The organism is Meiothermus ruber DSM 1279, assembly GCF_000024425.1.
Taxonomy (GTDB): Bacteria; Deinococcota; Deinococci; order Deinococcales; family Thermaceae; genus Meiothermus; species Meiothermus ruber.
In genome coordinates, this window is the sequence record NC_013946.1 from 687,233 (window position 1) to 702,569 (window position 15,337).

The 15,337-nt window shown below is 63.9% G+C and carries 18 protein-coding genes, 3 tRNA genes and 1 pseudogene; 13 read left to right on the forward strand and 9 right to left on the reverse strand.

Annotated elements, in window-relative coordinates:
* Positions 1-108: 108 nt before the first annotated feature.
* Positions 109-184 (forward strand) — tRNA-Lys (locus tag MRUB_RS03600).
* Between the two features lie 180 nt (positions 185-364).
* Positions 365-1,050: pseudogene (locus tag MRUB_RS15505) on the forward strand (transposase).
* Between the two features lie 40 nt (positions 1,051-1,090).
* Here the strand turns inward: MRUB_RS15505 and MRUB_RS03610 are convergent.
* The 4 genes from MRUB_RS03610 to MRUB_RS03625 form a co-directional block, all read right to left on the reverse strand.
* Positions 1,091-1,918 (reverse strand): IS982 family transposase, encoded by an 828-nt coding sequence (locus MRUB_RS03610; RefSeq protein WP_013012997.1) that lies wholly within the window; start codon positions 1,916-1,918, stop codon positions 1,091-1,093.
* An 866-nt stretch (positions 1,919-2,784) separates the two neighbouring features.
* Complete coding sequence (locus tag MRUB_RS03620) at positions 2,785-3,171, reverse strand: hypothetical protein (RefSeq protein ID WP_013012999.1); 387 nt, start codon at positions 3,169-3,171, stop codon at positions 2,785-2,787.
* Positions 3,172-3,208: 37 nt separating this feature from the next.
* Positions 3,209-3,343, reverse strand: a complete 135-nt coding sequence (locus MRUB_RS16175; RefSeq protein ID WP_013013000.1) for a hypothetical protein — start codon at positions 3,341-3,343, stop codon at positions 3,209-3,211.
* A gap of 3 nt (positions 3,344-3,346) precedes the next feature.
* Positions 3,347-3,916 carry a hypothetical protein gene (locus tag MRUB_RS03625; RefSeq protein WP_015586418.1) on the reverse strand — a complete coding sequence of 190 codons (570 nt, stop codon included), beginning with the start codon at positions 3,914-3,916 and terminating at the stop codon, positions 3,347-3,349.
* 142 nt (positions 3,917-4,058) lie between these two features.
* Between MRUB_RS03625 and MRUB_RS03630 the strand changes: the two genes are divergently transcribed.
* The 11 genes from MRUB_RS03630 (at position 4,059) to MRUB_RS03675 (ending at position 11,315) form a co-directional block, all read left to right on the forward strand.
* Entirely contained in the window at positions 4,059-4,307 is a 249-nt protein-coding gene (locus MRUB_RS03630; protein ID WP_013013002.1) for a hypothetical protein, read from the forward strand.
* A gap of 121 nt (positions 4,308-4,428) precedes the next feature.
* Positions 4,429-4,839, forward strand: coding sequence for a hypothetical protein (locus MRUB_RS03635; RefSeq protein WP_013013003.1), 411 nt, complete (start codon positions 4,429-4,431; stop codon positions 4,837-4,839).
* Positions 4,836-5,000: a hypothetical protein gene (locus MRUB_RS15765; protein ID WP_013013004.1), complete on the forward strand. Its 165-nt coding sequence runs from the start codon at positions 4,836-4,838 to the stop codon at positions 4,998-5,000. The genes MRUB_RS03635 and MRUB_RS15765 overlap by 4 nt, the downstream gene beginning before the upstream one ends.
* Positions 5,001-5,114: 114 nt before the next feature.
* Positions 5,115-5,190, forward strand: a tRNA-Glu gene (locus tag MRUB_RS03640).
* 3 nt (positions 5,191-5,193) lie between these two features.
* A tRNA-Val gene (locus tag MRUB_RS03645) sits at positions 5,194-5,269 on the forward strand.
* Positions 5,270-5,445: 176 nt separating this feature from the next.
* Positions 5,446-6,309: a DUF4384 domain-containing protein gene (locus MRUB_RS03650; RefSeq protein WP_013013005.1), complete on the forward strand. Its 864-nt coding sequence runs from the start codon at positions 5,446-5,448 to the stop codon at positions 6,307-6,309.
* 222 nt (positions 6,310-6,531) lie between these two features.
* The gene (locus MRUB_RS03655) at positions 6,532-7,620 is read left to right on the forward strand and encodes an aromatic ring-hydroxylating oxygenase subunit alpha (RefSeq protein WP_013013006.1); all 1,089 of its coding nucleotides are present in this window, start codon (positions 6,532-6,534) and stop codon (positions 7,618-7,620) included.
* Between the two features lie 43 nt (positions 7,621-7,663).
* Positions 7,664-8,179, forward strand: coding sequence for a hypothetical protein (locus MRUB_RS03660; RefSeq protein WP_013013007.1), 516 nt, complete (start codon positions 7,664-7,666; stop codon positions 8,177-8,179).
* Between the two features lie 68 nt (positions 8,180-8,247).
* Positions 8,248-9,774, forward strand: coding sequence for a carboxylesterase/lipase family protein (locus MRUB_RS03665; protein ID WP_013013008.1), 1,527 nt, complete (start codon positions 8,248-8,250; stop codon positions 9,772-9,774).
* A gap of 29 nt (positions 9,775-9,803) precedes the next feature.
* Positions 9,804-10,448, forward strand: coding sequence for a DUF5639 domain-containing protein (locus MRUB_RS03670; protein ID WP_013013009.1), 645 nt, complete (start codon positions 9,804-9,806; stop codon positions 10,446-10,448).
* A gap of 6 nt (positions 10,449-10,454) precedes the next feature.
* Complete coding sequence (locus MRUB_RS03675; protein ID WP_013013010.1) at positions 10,455-11,315, forward strand: alpha/beta fold hydrolase; 861 nt, start codon at positions 10,455-10,457, stop codon at positions 11,313-11,315.
* Here the strand turns inward: MRUB_RS03675 and perR are convergent.
* The 5 genes from perR to MRUB_RS03700 all read right to left on the reverse strand — a co-directional run bounded on the left by perR (position 11,302) and on the right by MRUB_RS03700 (position 15,327).
* The gene (gene perR, locus MRUB_RS03680; RefSeq protein ID WP_024049921.1) at positions 11,302-11,700 is read right to left on the reverse strand and encodes a manganese-dependent transcriptional regulator PerR; all 399 of its coding nucleotides are present in this window, start codon (positions 11,698-11,700) and stop codon (positions 11,302-11,304) included. The genes MRUB_RS03675 and perR overlap by 14 nt on opposite strands.
* A 103-nt stretch (positions 11,701-11,803) precedes the next feature.
* Positions 11,804-12,703, reverse strand: coding sequence for a hydroxymethylbilane synthase (gene hemC / locus MRUB_RS03685; RefSeq protein ID WP_013013012.1), 900 nt, complete (start codon positions 12,701-12,703; stop codon positions 11,804-11,806).
* Between the two features lie 53 nt (positions 12,704-12,756).
* Entirely contained in the window at positions 12,757-12,999 is a 243-nt protein-coding gene (locus tag MRUB_RS03690; protein ID WP_013013013.1) for a hypothetical protein, read from the reverse strand.
* A gap of 33 nt (positions 13,000-13,032) precedes the next feature.
* Complete coding sequence (locus tag MRUB_RS03695) at positions 13,033-13,461, reverse strand: hypothetical protein (RefSeq protein ID WP_013013014.1); 429 nt, start codon at positions 13,459-13,461, stop codon at positions 13,033-13,035.
* 45 nt (positions 13,462-13,506) lie between these two features.
* Entirely contained in the window at positions 13,507-15,327 is a 1,821-nt protein-coding gene (locus MRUB_RS03700) for a menaquinone biosynthesis decarboxylase (protein ID WP_013013015.1), read from the reverse strand.
* Positions 15,328-15,337 lie beyond the last annotated feature (10 nt).

The window sequence follows — 15,337 nt, forward strand, 5'->3', positions numbered from 1 at the left end:
CCGGCCCTCGGCTTTTTTGCTGGTTGGGCGCGCTATAGACAACTTCGGGCCATTTGCCTATAATCTCTAAGGCTGCTGGGAGTTGTTTGCTCCGCAAGCCCAAAAAACGGACCGCTAGCTCAGTTGGTAGAGCAACCGACTTTTAATCGGTTGGTCACAGGTTCGAGTCCTGTGCGGTCCACCAGTCCAGGACGCAAAACCCGAGGGGGCAAATCCTCGGGTTTGTGTTTTGACCCCACGTTTTGACCCCAATAAAGTGTGAGGGGTTTATGAAAGACCGTCTTAATACCCTCCCTCATGCTACAGTCATGCATGGAACTCAAGCGATCTGACCGACCAGGAATGGGCCATCCTGGCACCCCTGATGCCGCCCCCCATCGCCCCCGGGAGCATCCCTGGCGGGAAATCCTGAACGGCCTCTTCTACATCACCCGCGCCGGTTGCGCCTGGCGCATGATGCCCTGCGACCTGCCCCTTCCGTTGGTGGCGCAAATCTGGTTTCCTGCAACAGATACACACCACCCTGCGCGAGAAAACCCGCCGCAAAGCAGGACGCCTGCCTGAACCCAGTGCGGGGATTCTGGACAGCCAGCGCGTGAAGACCTTGGGAAAAGGGGGGTCAGGGGTATGACGCGGGCAAGAAGGTAAAGGGGCGCAAACGGCATCTGCTGGTGGATACCCAGGGGCTGTCGAAGCGGTTATCGCGTCTGTTTGTGGATGGGGGCTACAAGCGCAGGTTCGAGGAATGGGTTCGGCGCACCTTGGGCTGGACGGTGGAGGTGGTGCGCAGGCCGGATGCCAACTTCAAGACCAGCCTCGGAAGAGGACGCGGGGGCATCGGGGGTTTGTGGTGATTCCCCGCAGATGGGTGGTGGAGCGCACCTTACGCAGACAAGCGTGCCTCCGCACACGGAGGCACGTCTGCTTGGCCCTGCCTGGCTCAGTTTCAGCCGCCGGCTGAACCGGGACTATGAGCTTCTACCCGAGAGCTCAGAGACCTTCATCTACACGGCAATGATCCGGCTTATGGTCAGAAGATTGGCCTCCTAGAAAGTATTAAGACAGTCTCTAAGATAACCCAAGTTGCCACCTACAAAATACTAGCCAGCCGCCTGAAGTTGTGGGCAAAGATGAAGCCCCACACCTTGAGCACAAAGCCCTGGAGGGTCGTGGCATGTATGCGCTTGGGGAATAGTTCCGTCAGGGCAGCACCCACCGACTCGATAATCTTCCTGCCCACGGTGGCTATGAACTGACCGGGTGGGTGGTAGCGCTTGGAGTTCCCCTTGCGGATGGCACGCAGCCGGATGCCCTCAGCCATGGCCAGGTCATCTTCGGCCTGATAGTCGGTGTACCCCCGATCCACGTACAGCTCGCTTCCCTGCGGCAAGTCCAGCGGCAGCCGATACAACCCCTCCACGTCCGCGGTAGCGCCAGGGGTGAGGAGAACTTCGCTGATCCACTGGTTATCCGTGCAGACCAGGTGGAGCTTGAGTCCGTGGAAGTAGCTGCGTTTGCTGGGAATGTAGCCCCGGTATACGCGGGCTGGGGCCAGGCGGCAACGGGGCGCGCGGATGTTTTCACAGACCGGCAGGGGTAAGGTGTCGAGGATGTAGTGCTCCACTGAGCTTAGCTGCTCCCATAAAGTCTTGCTCAGGGACAATAGCAGCGGTATCCAGTGGGCCAGGCTGTGCAGCCGTCGGCTGAAGCGGCTGGGGGAGGGGATGTAGCTGAAAAGACCCTGCTCTTTGGCATAGATCAGGGCGTGCTTGTGCTTTCCAGCGAAAGCCAGGGCGGCCAGAATCCAGAGGGTGAGGACGACGCTGGCGGGGGTCTTGCTCTGGGGGTCGTCCTTGTGTCCGAGGGTCTTGAGCAGATCGTCTATAATGCAGAAGGCCACTAGAACAGTCCAGTTCATAGTGGCCTTTATTTTCTGCGTAGTCAGGATAGGTGGCAACTTGAGTTAAGATATTGTCGTTGATCCGTTCGCGTGCCCAGACCGGCTCCAAGCCCCGCTCACTCGAAAGATAAACCCGGTCGATCTGCCAGGCCCGGTGCAGCTCCGGGTGGTCGTCCACCGTCCGCTCCTCCCGCACCAACACCATCGGCCCAGCGACGTAGATGGAGCGCTGGTTATCACTGGACGGCAGCAGCGCCATCACCTCCTCCATGCTGCGCGGCCGCAGGCCCTCGGAGAGCTGGGGATGGTTTTCTACAAAGCGCAGCATACCGGGCTGCTCCGAGTCGACCTGCAATCGCTCATTGGCCAGGACCACCTCCTGGCGGTCATGGTAGAGCTGGTAGGTCACGCTCTGCTGGCGCCGTACCAATTGTCCCTGTTCGACAAGAAGGGTGTCCTGGTCGGGGTACAGGGCCACCACCTCCAACCGTGACTGCTTCCAGATCGGGATGTCCCGACCAAAGACCGGCTCCAGCTCGTTGATCTCCAACGAGCGAAAAGCCCGGGGTCCCTCCGAACCAAATCCGGTGGGAACCTCCCACCACCACCGGTCGGGATCGCGGGGGCCGGGCTGCTCCTCCAGGCCGTCAAAAAACTGCTGGCTGCGGAGTATCTGCAGGTGCCGATTGTACGGCTCCCAACATACCTCGTCGCGCCACTCGTAGCAAACCTCCGCGCCTGGCACCTCCACGTAGTTAATGAGTTGGTACTCGCCGTAACCGTCCTTGTTGATATAACCCTTTAGGCGATAATATCCTGCAGCCGGATCGGTTCTTCCATGTGCGGAGGGTACTACAACCCCCCCTGCCGTGGGAAGAGGGGCGCTAGGCGCTGTGCGGCCCCTCCACCCGCCAGCGCTCCAGGCAGTACCGCCCGAACTCGGAGCGCTCGGCCATGGCCTCGAACATCACCAGGCGCCAGGTAAAAGAACCCACCCACATCATGCCCCAGTCGAAAGCCCTCCGCACTGCGAAGGTGAAGGAGCTGCGCCGGATTGGGAAGTCGGCCTTGTAGCGCTGGCAGAAGCGCTCCACCTCCGGGGCCAGGGCCGGCTCGTAAATGGGCACGCGCCAGTTGTACTCAAAGGGCATCCGGGGGTCTTCCGTGGCGGCCAGGATGGCATCGCTGTAGTGAAGATGCTTCAAGGCCTGGTAGACCGGCTCGCGTTGGTGGTAGACGAAATCAAAGACCGAGGCCAGGAGCCAGCCCACCAGGCGGGCCTCGGCCAGGGCGGTGGGCCGGTGCTCCTCACAGCGCTGCAGGTGGCGCTGGAGCTTTGGGGTGGTCGTCCCAGCCGGGGCCGGTGGGGACGGGGTCGGCCATGTCCAGCGTCCAGTACTCGCCAGTAATTGGATTTTGGAAGGTGTATCCCTGTCTGATCATACCTCACCTCGCGATGAAACGGCGGTTAAGCCGGTAGATCCAGAGCCCGCGGTGGAACTCGGGGATGGACTGTTCGGGCAGCAGCAGCTGCTCTTTGCCCACCCGGTGGCCCGGGCCCAGGTGGGTGATCAGGTGGATGGGGTCAAGGCCACAGGGGATCTCGACCAGGAAGGCCCCCTCCGGGCCTTCCACCTCGTAGAGGCGGCGCTCCAGCAGGAAGAAGGGGTCCACCGGCAGGCCCAGGCCCTCCTGCAGCTGCCGGCAGGTCTGCTCAAACTCGAACAGGCTTGCGTGGCTGGAAAGCTTCACCAACTCCCCGCCCACGAACTTAAAGAGGGCCATGAAGAGCCGGTCCTCGGCCTCGATCTCGGGGGATGCCTTCTCAAAGATCGTGAAGCAACCTGGGGGCGGGGTGGTGATGGGTCGAGCGGCGGTGCGGTAGAGCACACCGTCCTCCAGCCGCCAGCCCAGGTCCTCCACCAGCCCCCTGAGCTTGTTCCAGGGGTTGGTCTCGGGCCGGTGCAGCAGACGGATGGCCCGGACATTATAGGAGAGCCGGTGTCGCGGATCCATAGCTGTATTATATGAGACCCGGGCCGTTGCTTTTCTCATGAAGCCCGGGTTCTCATACACCCCCCTAAAGACGCTCAGCATCTGCGGCTTCCTATTTGTGGAAGCTCAAGGAGCGCCTGGGGAGCAGGGTCTATTGCGCCGTGTGCGCGCTGAGGTGGGGGATGAACCGGGTCGCTTCCAGGGTGTGCCAGCCCTGGCAGATAAGAGCTATCCTCCCCTGGCCAGCGCGGACTTCCCGGCCTATGTCCTGGGGGATCAGCTAAGGCAGGACGTGGGTCTCAAACAGGAAAGACCTCGCATGAAAGCCTGGTTTCAGGGGATGGTGCAACCCAAGCTGGAGGCTCGAAAGGTTACGGCAGCGGAAGTGCTACCCTTGATTCAAACGTACTAGGCCTGGGTGTGTACCCAGGCCCAGTCCTAAGCCTATTTTAGGCTATGAACCCACCGGGGTCAACGAGCCCTTGGACTTCCCGGGGGGTGCATCTCCAAAAATCCGTATGCCAGAATAGGGCATGAAAAACTGGAAAGCCAAAGCCCAACAAGCCTTTGAACGCTACCTGGAAGACCTGGAACAGAGCCTGGCACCTGGCGTGGGCCTGGCCGGAATCGAAGCGGCCATGCTGCGGCATAATCCGGAGCTGCTCAGGGCAGTGATGCAAGGCTTGGCCGAAGAGACCCAGGCGCTTTCCCCCCCTGGAGATACCGCCGGGGTGGCGGAAGGTGGGGTTCGGTGGGTCGAGGTGCAGAGCCCGTGGGGAAGGATCCAGACCAGCGTACAGCGGCTGCGGGACGAGACCGGACGGGAACATAGCCGCCGGCTGGATACAAGCCTGGACAGTAGCGGGTATACCCCCTGGGCGCTGGAAATCGAGCGCAGTGGGCGAGAGGCTGGCCGATTGGGTCAGGGCAGGTGGAGGGCATGAACAAGCACGTGATTGGCGCCTGCATGAAGCGTTCGGGGATGCAGTGGAGCCGTCCAGGGGCCTCTCGCACCGCTGCCCACCGGGCCCAGCTCTGTAGTTCCAGGCCGCTTGTGGCCTTCGATACCCTACGCTGGGAGGCTTTCCTGGTACGGAAACTCTGAGATGCACCCTTCCCGGGATCCCGGGGGTTTTATCTTTACGAACGAGCGGCCCTGTGTTACTCTGATGAACGGTCTTGTTGTTGGGTTCATTCCCACAACAGGAGCAACGCCAGCGGCCCCATCGTCTAGTGGCCTAGGACGCCGCCCTCTCACGGCGGTAACAGGGGTTCGAATCCCCTTGGGGTCACCATACGGGCGACTAACTCAGTTGGTAGAGTGCATCCCTTACAAGGATGAAGTCGGGGGTTCGAGTCCCTCGTCGCCCACCACGTACAGGACGAGAAACCCCCTTTATGCAAAGAGTGCATAAGGGGTTTTTTGCTGCCACCAGGGTGCCATTGATTGACTGGCTAAAGAATCGCTCAATGCCAAAGTTAAGTTTTGCTGATGCGGGCTTCATGGCTGAGGGCTGCTCCTTTCCTACCCTTGAACCAGGAGGAGTGAGATGAAGCGACTGATGGCAATGAGTCTGCTGGGGCTGGTGGCCTATGCCACGCCGGTACTGAACCCCCAGGGGATCATCGTCAACCCGGTGCCCACCGACCTCGAGGTGCAGACCTGGGTCGACCGCGACCCCGCGGGCCTGGGCAATGCGACCTACTTCTTTGGCGACAGAATCAGGATTTACACCCGCGTCAACCAGAACGCCTATGTCTACCTGTTCAACATCAACGCCGATGGGCAGATTGACCTGATCCTGCCCAATGCTTACAACCCCGGCAACTATTTGCGGGCGGGGGAGACCTATAGCTTCCCGGAACCTGGGGCGCGCTACGAGTTCACCATCAGCGGGCCCGCAGGAATAGATCAGGTTTTGGCAGTAGCCAGCCGCCAGCCGCTCTCGCTCGCGCAGATTGCCGATATTCGCAGCGGCCAGATGCGGGTGCAGGGGGCCAGCAACCTGGCCAGGGCGCTCTCGATTGTGGTCACCCCACTGCCCGACCGCGACTGGGTGAGCCATGCAGTGCGCTACAACGTGCAGCCCCGCCTGACGGTCAACCCGCAGCCCGTGGTGCCCAGGCCGCCCATCTACTTCATTTCTCCGGTGCCAGGGTACTGGGTGGCCTGGGAAGAGCGCGATGACACCGAGTACAGCGTGGCCTACCGCGGTGGCGATGTGGAGCAAATTTACAGCTACTACCACCGCGACCTGACCTCTAAAGGCTGGGTGAAGGTGCGCTTCAAGTCTAAAGGGGGCAAGAAGAACCTGGCTTACGAGGCGGAGTACCGCCGGGGTGGAGATAGGCTCGAGGTCAGGGTAGCCCCCCGTGGCGCCGAGATGATTGTCAGGCTGGAGTGGGGCAGGTAGCGCGCCCGGCCCCCACACCACAGGCCCCCGCTGGAGGCGCGGGGGCTTTGCTTTTATAATGACCCTATGCACCCCTGGCTGGATATTCCAACCAAACAATTGCGCTTTGCCAGGGCCATTATTGCCGCGGGTAAATAGAACCTCTTTTGCCCTCGTACAGTCGTGAGGCTGTACGGGTTTTGTCTTTTGAGCCCCCGATTCCAAACGCCATAAGGAGCAAGCATGAACAACTTTGAGGTTCACCCCGACATCGCCCAGGCCTCCACCCTTCCGGCCCGCTTCTACCAAGACCCCCAGGTATACGAAGCGGTCAAAGAAAAGGTGTTTGCCCGAAGCTGGCAGTGGGTGGGCGACACCGACGATCTGAAGGCCCCCGGCACGGTCAAGCCCTTTACCCTGCTGGAAGGCTGCCTGGACGAGCCGCTGGTGCTAACCCGCGACCACCAGGATCAACTGCACCTGCTCTCCAACGTCTGTACCCACCGGGGGATGCTGGTGGCTGAGACCGGCGACAACGCCCGCTACCTGCGCTGCCGCTACCACGGGCGGCGCTTTGGGCTGGACGGCTGCTTTCAGGCCATGCCGGAGTTCGAGGGGGTGGTGGGGTTCCCCAGCCCCAAGGACGACCTGCCCAGGGTGGCCTTCGAGACCTGGGGCCAGGGGAAGTTTTTGTTTGCCAGCCTGAACCCGCCGGTTTCGCTGCAAGAGGTGCTGCGCCCTGTGCAGGAGCGGGTGGGCTGGATGCCCTTTCGGGAGTTTTACTTCGAGCCTGCCCGCGCCCGTGACTACCTGGTGCGGGCCAACTGGGCGCTGTACTGCGACAACTACCTGGAAGGCTTCCACATCCCCTACATCCACGCCTCGCTCAATAGCGTGATTGACTACGGCAGCTACACCACCGAGGTCTACGACTGGTGCAACCTACAGCTCGGGGTGGCGGCCCCCGGCGAGCCTTGCTTCGACCTACCCAAAGACTCACCCGACCACGGCCAGCGCATCGCGGCTTACTACTACTGGGTTTTCCCCAACCTGATGCTGAACTTCTATCCCTGGGGCCTCTCGGTTAATGTGGTGCGCCCGCTGGGGCCCGAGCTCACCAAGGTCTCGTTTTTGCCCTATGTGTGGGATGCCAGCAAGCTGGAGGCCGGGGCTGGGGCCGCCCTCGACCGGGTGGAGCGCGAGGATGAGGTGGTGGTGGAGGCGGTGCAGAAGGGGGTCAAGTCGCGCTTCTACGACCGGGGGCGCTTTAGCGTCAAGCGGGAGCAGGGGGTGCACCATTTTCACCGGTTGCTGGCGCAGGCTTTAGGGTAGTCGGAGCTGTCCTGGTATGATGAAGCAGCGTTTGGAGGAACCTATGCAGCGACTGCTTGCTCTGCTCGTCTTGGTGATTGGTCTAGCCCTGGCCCAGGCCCCGGCCTACCCCGAGAACACCGTAGGGGTGGGTTTTGGGATTGGGCGTGGGCTGGTGGTACAGGGCAGCACGGGCCTGCCCTTCAGCCCGCTGGGAATCGACACGGGGCTGGATATGGAGGTCGTCGTACCCACCAGCTTTAATGCGCTGGAGGTCTGGGCGCTGTTCAAGGCCAACCTGCTGCCGGCCCTGACGGTGGCCGATCTTTCGCTCTCGGCGGGCCTGGGGCTGGATATGAGCTTTAACACGGTTGGGAGCATTTTTGGTGTCCATCTGGGGCCGGTGGCCAGCCTCGAGATTCCCGGTGGGGCCATCTCGGGCTATGTGGGGCTGGGTATTGAAGGAGGGTTTAACCTGGCCTATGGCCTGGCCGGGCGGCTGTACCTTGACCCGGTGGCCCTCGAGGTGGGCCTTTCCGACCGCTACCCCTTCAAAATTGCCCTGCTCTATCTGTGGTAACAGAGGCATAATCTACCCAGGGCTTTGAGGCCTTGAGCACACGGGGCAAGGTGGGCCGCAGTACACCCATGCGCTGGATTGGAGCTCTGGTGGTTTTGCTGGGCACGGCCTGGGGGCACTCGGTTTTTGTGCTCACCCCCCAGGGGCGCCTTCAGGGTGGCTACAACCAGCAGGCCCGGGTGGCCTACTTTCTGGGCATCCCCTATGCCAGGGCCGAGCGCTGGAAAGCCCCGCAGCCGGTGATGCGCCTCGAGGGGGTGTTCCAAGCCACCCAGCCGGGCCCGGCCTGCCCCCAGCGCGGGGTCTTCACCACCCGCCTGGGGGGCTACCTCCCGCCCCAGAGCGAAGACTGCCTGAACCTGGGGGTCTGGATGCCCATGGCCGCCCCCCCGCCCGAGGGCTACCCGGTGATGGTCTTTATTCACGGGGGCAGCTACACCGGCGGTAGCTGGGCCGAGCCCCTCTACGACGGCACCTCGCTGGCCTCGCAGGGGGTGGTGGTGGTGGGGTTCAACTACCGGCTGGGCTCGCTGGGCTGGCTGGCCCTGCCCGCGCTGCAACAGGAAGACCCCCACGGCTCCACCGGCAACTACGGGCTCTTGGACATGCTCGAGGCCCTGCGCTGGGTGCGGCGCAATATCGCCGCCTTCGGGGGCAACCCCGACAACGTAACCCTCTTCGGGCAGTCGGCGGGGGGGATGGCGGTCTGCACCCTGCTGGCCGCCCCGGCGGCCCGGGGCCTCTTCTACAAGGCCATTGTTCAGTCGGGGGGGTGCGAGTACGTGCGCACCCTGGAGCAGGGCCTGGCCTGGGGCGTCCGCTGGGCTGCTCAGATGGGGTGTGAGGCGGGCGATCTGGCCTGTTTGCGCCGGATTCCTTTAGAGCGCCTCTTTCCCCCCGAAGACCGCAGCATCGGGGCGCTCTTGCAAAGGGTCGAGGCCGGGGAGTTTGCCGAAGTGCCCTGGAAGCCCCATCTGGACGGGGTCTGGTTGCACAAAATACCCCTCCAGGCCTTGAGAGAGGGAGATGCGGCGGGCGTTCCTCTGGTGGTTGGGGCCACCGCCCAGGAGACCTGGGGGGAGCGTTTTGTGGGCCCTGCGGACTGGGCGGGGTTTGCCCGGCGCGTGGAGGAAAAGCTGCCGGGGCAGGGGGCTCGAGCCGAGCAGCTTTACCGGGCCCGCACCGCTTTCCCCGCCGAGGCCTGGGCCTACTTCCAGACCGACCGGATTCTGCTCTGCCCCACGCTGGCCGCTGGGGTTGCCCAGGCCCCTCACGCGCCCAGCTACAGCTACCTGGTGGACTGGGCCTCGCCGGTGCTCGAGGGGCTGGGCAGCTTCCACGGGATTGAGCTGCCCCTGCTGTTTGGCACTGAGGCGAGCTGGCCCGCGCTGGCGCTGTTCCTGACCCAGGAAGCCCTGGAAAGCTCCCGCCCCCTGGCCCGGGCCTTGCAGGCCCAGTGGATCAACTTTGCTCGCACTGGTGCGCCTTTTTTGCTGGGCTGGCCCGAGACCAGGGCCGGCTATGCGATGGGCTTTTCCGCCCAGCCGGGCCGCATCCCCGACCCCTACCCCGAACGCTGTGGGTTGTTCCGCTAGGCCCAAGCGAATAGCATAGAAGGGTGCCGGTGCTCCAGGTTTCCGCTGCTGATCAGTACCTTATTGCCAGCGGCGATACACCGTTGCTCGAGGTCTGGGCGGCCCTGCCCAAAGGGCTGTTTCCGCCCTTTCCCCCGGTGGAGCTGCCGGGGGGCCTGGACGGCCTGCTCAAGCGCGGCGGTTTTGCCCAGACTTTTTTTATGGGCAGCGAGGTGCTGGGACTCAGGTTTAAGTCGCCCAAGGGCCAGATTATACGAGCCGGTGGCCTCACTGTAAAAAACGTGCAGGGCTACGACCTGGTGCGCCCCTTTGTGGGCAGTTTTGGGGCGCTGGGGGATGTGCTCGAGGTCACCCTGCGCCTGCGCCCTGGGCGGGCCTCGGTGTTTCTGCGCCGAACGGGTGAGTTTTCCATCCCCACCATCCAGCCCCGTTTCTTATGGCAGGCGCTGGCCCACACCTACGCTTTTCACTTCGGGCATCCCCTTGAGGTTCAGCACTTCGCGGAAACCTTTGGCGGAGAGAGCGTACAGGGGCTGCTGGACTATACCGGGCTGTTCCCCGAGGGTATGGGGGTGGGGCCGGGCAGCCTGCGCGATCTGCGCTTTAGCTGGGCCAACGGTGGGGCCCGGCCCGAGCTGCCCGTGGCCTTCCGGCGCCTGGCGGAGGCGATTTAGAAACCCATGAGACCCAAATTTACTGTTCCCGATCATCTGAAGCCCTACCAGCGCCGGATGAGCGCCAACGGGGTGGGGCTGCACCTCTACGACTCGGGGCTGGCCCAGGCCCCAGACCCCACCTTTTTGCTGATCCATGGCCTGGGCGACGAGGCCGATAGCTGGCGCAAGGTGTTCCCGCTGCTGACCGGACAGGGCCGGGTGGTGGCCCCCGACCTGCCGGGGTTTGGCCGTTCGGAGCACCCCCGGCGGGCCTACACCCTCAACTTTTTTGCCGATACAATGGCCGCCCTGCTGGAGAACCTGAAGGTTTCGCAGGCCGTCCTGGTGGGCAGCTCGATGGGGGCCGCGGTGGCCCTGCGGCTGGCCCAGCGGCGCGCCGACCTGGTGTCGCGGCTGGTGCTGGTGGGGGGGCCGCCGGTGCGGGGTCGGCTCAACCGGGTGCAGCTCATGTTCTTGATACCGGGCCAGGGCGAAAAGCTATACAACAGCTTCCGCCGCTCACAGGAGGCCGCTTTTGAGAGCCTGCGGCCCTACTATGCCAGCCTGGAGGCGTTGCCGCCGGAAGACCGCCAGTTTTTGCGGGAGCGGGTCTGGGATCGGGTCTGGAGCGACGACCAGCGGCGGGCCTACTTCTCCACCTTCCGCTGGATGGCGCTGGAGAGCCTGCTGGGCCGGGCCCGCTTAGGCCAGGTAAAAACCCCTACGCTGCTGGTTTGGGGCGAGCAGGACGCGGTAATTCCCCTCGAGGCCGCCAAAACTCTGCAAAGCTGGATGCCGGGCTCGCAGCTTCAGGTGATCCCCGGCTGCGGCCACCTGCCCCAGCAGGAAAAACCCCTCGAGCTCACCCGGCTTATTTTGCAGTAGCAGCCTGGCAGGCCGGGCAGAGGCCTTGGTACTCGACCTGCACGTCTTCAATTACAAAGGCGGGGTACTTGGCCTTGACCTCGCTCAGCAGGTCGGGCAGCGGGTGCACGATGTCAAAGAAGCGGTTGCACTTGCGGCAGACCATGTGCAGGTGGCCGTCCAGGTTGGCCTCGTAGCGCAGGGCCTCCCCGGGTCGGGCCAGGGGCACCAGGTAGCCCTCCTCGGTGAGCGCGTCCAGGGTGCGGTACACCGTGCCCAGGCTGATGCTGGGTACCTGCTTGCGCACTTCAGCATAGACCCAAGCAGCATCGGGGTGGTGGCCCTTGGCACTGCGAACCACCTCGAGCACGGCTTTGCGCTGCTTGGTTAGGCGTTTCATTCTCATAGCGGTTCTTCAGGGATGGGTCGGGGCGTGTGCGAAATCCCGACTATTAAACTCAAGTTTACAACAAAACCCCTGGGGAAATTAAGCCGGCGCACAAAATGGCTCAGTGTTGCGGTGCAGGTACTGCGCTCAGCAGTTCCCGCCCCCCTTCGGCCAGCAAGTCCTGGGCCAGGTCGTGGCCCAGCTCGGCGGCTTCTTCGGCGTCGCCCTCGATCTCGGCCCGGATGAGTTCGTGGCCGTCGGGTGAGGCCACCACCCCTTGCAGCAGCAGGGTGTCGTCGCCCTCGAGGGTCGCCAGCGCGGCGGCAGCGCACCCGTCGCCCGCGCCCAGGGCCCTTAAGAAGGCCCGCTCGGCCGTTGTCCGGACGAAGGAGGCTCGGTGGTTGAGGCTGTAGGCCAGCTCCTCGGCCCAGTCGTCGCCCTGGCGCACCTCGAGGCCCAGGGCCCCCTGGCCGGGCGCGGGCAGCATGACCTCGGGGTCTATAAGCTGGTCGATGCGGTTTCTCAAGTCCAGCCGCAGCAGGCTGGCCGCTCCGATGATCATGGCGTCGTACTCACCGGTGCCGAGGGCGCTCAGCCGGTCGTCCACATCGCCCTCGAGGTCGCACACATTCAGGTCGGGGCGGTGGGCCAGCAACTGGGCCTTGCGCCGCAGGCTGTTGACCCCCACCACGGCCCCTTTGGGCAGATCCTCCAGGCGTTTGGCGCTGCGCCCGACCAGGGCCTCGCGGGGCTCCATGCGCTTGGGCACCGCCACCAGCCGGAGGCCGGGTGCTTCCTGGGTGGGTAGGTATTTGAGCGAATACACAGCAATATCCACTTCTCGCTTACCGAGGGCCTGTCGCAAGGCTTCAGCGGCGCTCTGCTCGGAGGCGCTTTTGGACTGTATGGTACGTATTTTGAACTCGGTTTCGGGCCAGTTCTCTTTGAGGCGTTCCACCACCCAGCGGGTCTGGGCTTGCGCCAGCAGGCTCGCCCGGGCCCCTATTACGATGACGCGCATAACGCCCAATATATTAGCCGGAAATTGCCCGCGGTGGTATGCGCAGCGGGCCTTTAGGGGCGGTATGGCGGGGGGATACAGTCCGCCTCGAGCTCGAAATCGCCCTCCACGGCCCTGGCTTTGCCCGCTTGGGCCAGCAAATGCAGGGTTTGGCTGACATACTGCTGCACCCGCCGCAGCGGGAGGGTCTCGACGGCCAGCTCGGGGCGGTGCAGCTTGAGGAAGGCCCGGTGGAAAGCGGGCAGCTCGTTCAGCGGGAGAGCAGCCTCGAGGGCGCTCCAGCGCACGGTGCTCATGAGGGCCAGCCTGTTCGCATAGCCAGCCCCGCCCTACCTGGCAACCCCGAAAGCAAAGACCAGCTCGTCGCCCTTGCGCACCACAAACAGAAGGGCGGCCCTGCCGGTCTCGTCCCGCAGGTTGTAGCGGGTGCGCACCTCACCTGCTACCTGGGTTTCCTGCTGATTTTCCACGAAGTAGCCAGCGGCGGCAAAGCCGGTCAGAATCTGCTGAACGAAGCCGGGTTGCAGCCGGGCCGCCACACCCCGGGCCGCGTAGACCTCCAGGTTGAACCGGCTGGCATCGGGGATGCGGGCCACAATGGCCTCACTGCCGCGCCCGGCCTTGAAGGAGCCCGAGGGAAAGCGCACGCTGGCATCCAGGCTGGAGGTGATGGCCGCCACCGCGGTCACCTCGACCAGGGTCTGGGCCAGGGCCGGAGCGCCCAGCAGGAGCAGCAAGCCAAGCAAAAGGGTCTTCATGCCTCGAGCATATCGGCGAGCAGCGGGGCTGCTGGGTTATTTGCCTCAGGACTGGCCGACCGGGGTATCCCTGGGCGGCAACGGGGGCAGCCCCAGGCGGTTCCAGCGCTCGTCTACCCGGCGCACGATCTCGGGCGCCATCACGATTTTGGGCGGCCAGCGGCGGGTAAAGCCCTCCTCGGCCAGCTTGCGGGTGCCGTCCAGCACCAGCACCGGGCCCTCCACCCCCGGCAACACCCAGGCGTCGCGCTCGGGGTCAATGTTGTTGAGCACTGCCCACATCACCTCGTCGAACTCGAGGTGGGTGTCGGCATCGGTCAGGAGCATCAGCCGAATGCCCGCACTCTGGGGGGCTATCAGCAGGCGCTCGGCAAGCTCTTTGGCCTGGTGGGGGCGGGTTTTCTCGAAGGTGACCATCCAGATGCCCGGCAGTTGCTTCTGCCGCACCCCCGGAATACCCGGCAGGCTGGGGTGGGCCCGGAGGGTAAAGGGCAGGGCGCCGCCTTCCTCCTCGAGCTTGGCCGTACCGTCCACAATCAGCTTGCCCCCGTAGCCCATGGCGCGGGAGGAATGGTCGAGCACGTCAATGGGGCCGCGCGAGATGAGGGTGTCGCGCCCCGGCACGGCGTGCTCGAGGGCTTTTTGCAGGGCCTCGGGCCCCTTCAAAGGAGCGCCCGCATCCAGCACCACGATCACCTTGGCAAACATCATCTGGCCCAGCCCAAACAGGCCGTTGGCCACCTTGTAGGCCTGGCCGGGGTAGCGCTTCTCGATGCTCACGTTCACCCAGTTGTGGGCCACCCCGGCGGGCGGCATGTGGTAGTCGTGGATCTCCGGCAGGATGAGCTGGGCCGCGGGCAGAAAGAGCCGTTCGGAGGCCTCGATCAGGTAGGCGTCCTCCATGGGCGGGCGGCCCACGATGGTGGCCGGGTAGACGGCGTTTTTGCGGTGGGTGATGGCGGTGAGGTGGAAGCGGGGGTAGAGGTCTTCCAGGGTGTAAAAGCCGGTGTGGTCGCCGAAAGGCCCCTCCACTACCAGGTCTTCGGCGGGGTCGATGTAGCCCTCGAGCACGAACTCGGCCTCGGCGGGCACCGGCAGGTCTACCGTGACACCGCGGGTCAGCTCGACCGGCTGGCCCCGCAAGAACCCCGCCAGGTTGAACTCGTTGACGCCCGGAATGGGGGGCACAGGGGCGGTGGCAGCGTAGGTCAGGATGGGGTCGCCGCCCAGGGCCACCGCCACTTCCAGCCGCTTCCCCAGTTTTTTGGCTTTGTCGTAGTGCCGCCGACCCACCTTGTGCAATTGCCAGTGCATGGCGGTGCTTCGCCTGTCCAGCACCTGCATCCGGTACATGCCCAGGTTAAGCTCGTCCGTTTCCGGGTCTTTGGAGATCACCAGCGGCAGGGTGATGTAGGGGCCGCCGTCCAGGGGCCAGCACTTGAGGATGGGAATTCGGAAGAGGTCTACCTGGTCGCCTTTCCAGACCACCTCCTGCACCGGCCCGCCGCGCACTTTTTTGGGGAAGAAGCCCTTGAGTTCCCGCAGCTTGGGCAGCATAGCGAGGGCCGCCTTGAGGCCGCCCTTGCCGGGGTTGAGGTTCATCAGGTTGGCCACCCGCACCGCCAGGTCGTCCAGGCTTTTCACGCCCATGGCCCGCGCGGTGCGCTCGGCGGTGCCAAAACCCCCGATGAAAACCGGGAAGTCGCGCCCCTCTACATTCTCAAACAGCAGGGCCGGGCCGCCCGACTTGACCATTCGGTCGGCAATCTCGGTGATTTCCAGTTCGCAGGAGACCGGTTCCTTGACGCGAACGAGCTCCTGGCGGCGCTCGAGTTCGTGAATGAAGGCCTGGAGGTTCTTATACATCCATTCCAGC

What these genes read in the sequence shown, in the direction of transcription:
- MRUB_RS03610 (WP_013012997.1), bottom strand. Translation starts at nt 1,918, where the DNA reads ATGAACTGGACTGTTCTAGTGGCCTTCTGCATTATAGACGATCTGCTC.
- MRUB_RS16175 (WP_013013000.1), bottom strand. Translation starts at nt 3,343, where the DNA reads ATGATCAGACAGGGATACACCTTCCAAAATCCAATTACTGGCGAGTAC.
- MRUB_RS03625 (WP_015586418.1), bottom strand. Translation starts at nt 3,916, where the DNA reads ATGGATCCGCGACACCGGCTCTCCTATAATGTCCGGGCCATCCGTCTG.
- MRUB_RS03635 (WP_013013003.1), top strand. Translation starts at nt 4,429, where the DNA reads ATGAAAAACTGGAAAGCCAAAGCCCAACAAGCCTTTGAACGCTACCTG.
- MRUB_RS15765 (WP_013013004.1), top strand. Translation starts at nt 4,836, where the DNA reads ATGAACAAGCACGTGATTGGCGCCTGCATGAAGCGTTCGGGGATGCAG.
- MRUB_RS03650 (WP_013013005.1), top strand. Translation starts at nt 5,446, where the DNA reads ATGAAGCGACTGATGGCAATGAGTCTGCTGGGGCTGGTGGCCTATGCC.
- MRUB_RS03655 (WP_013013006.1), top strand. Translation starts at nt 6,532, where the DNA reads ATGAACAACTTTGAGGTTCACCCCGACATCGCCCAGGCCTCCACCCTT.
- MRUB_RS03660 (WP_013013007.1), top strand. Translation starts at nt 7,664, where the DNA reads ATGCAGCGACTGCTTGCTCTGCTCGTCTTGGTGATTGGTCTAGCCCTG.
- MRUB_RS03665 (WP_013013008.1), top strand. Translation starts at nt 8,248, where the DNA reads ATGCGCTGGATTGGAGCTCTGGTGGTTTTGCTGGGCACGGCCTGGGGG.
- MRUB_RS03675 (WP_013013010.1), top strand. Translation starts at nt 10,455, where the DNA reads ATGAGACCCAAATTTACTGTTCCCGATCATCTGAAGCCCTACCAGCGC.
- perR (WP_024049921.1), bottom strand. Translation starts at nt 11,700, where the DNA reads ATGAGAATGAAACGCCTAACCAAGCAGCGCAAAGCCGTGCTCGAGGTG.
- hemC (WP_013013012.1), bottom strand. Translation starts at nt 12,703, where the DNA reads ATGCGCGTCATCGTAATAGGGGCCCGGGCGAGCCTGCTGGCGCAAGCC.
- MRUB_RS03690 (WP_013013013.1), bottom strand. Translation starts at nt 12,999, where the DNA reads ATGAGCACCGTGCGCTGGAGCGCCCTCGAGGCTGCTCTCCCGCTGAAC.
- MRUB_RS03695 (WP_013013014.1), bottom strand. Translation starts at nt 13,461, where the DNA reads ATGAAGACCCTTTTGCTTGGCTTGCTGCTCCTGCTGGGCGCTCCGGCC.
- MRUB_RS03700 (WP_013013015.1), bottom strand. Translation starts at nt 15,327, where the DNA reads ATGTATAAGAACCTCCAGGCCTTCATTCACGAACTCGAGCGCCGCCAG.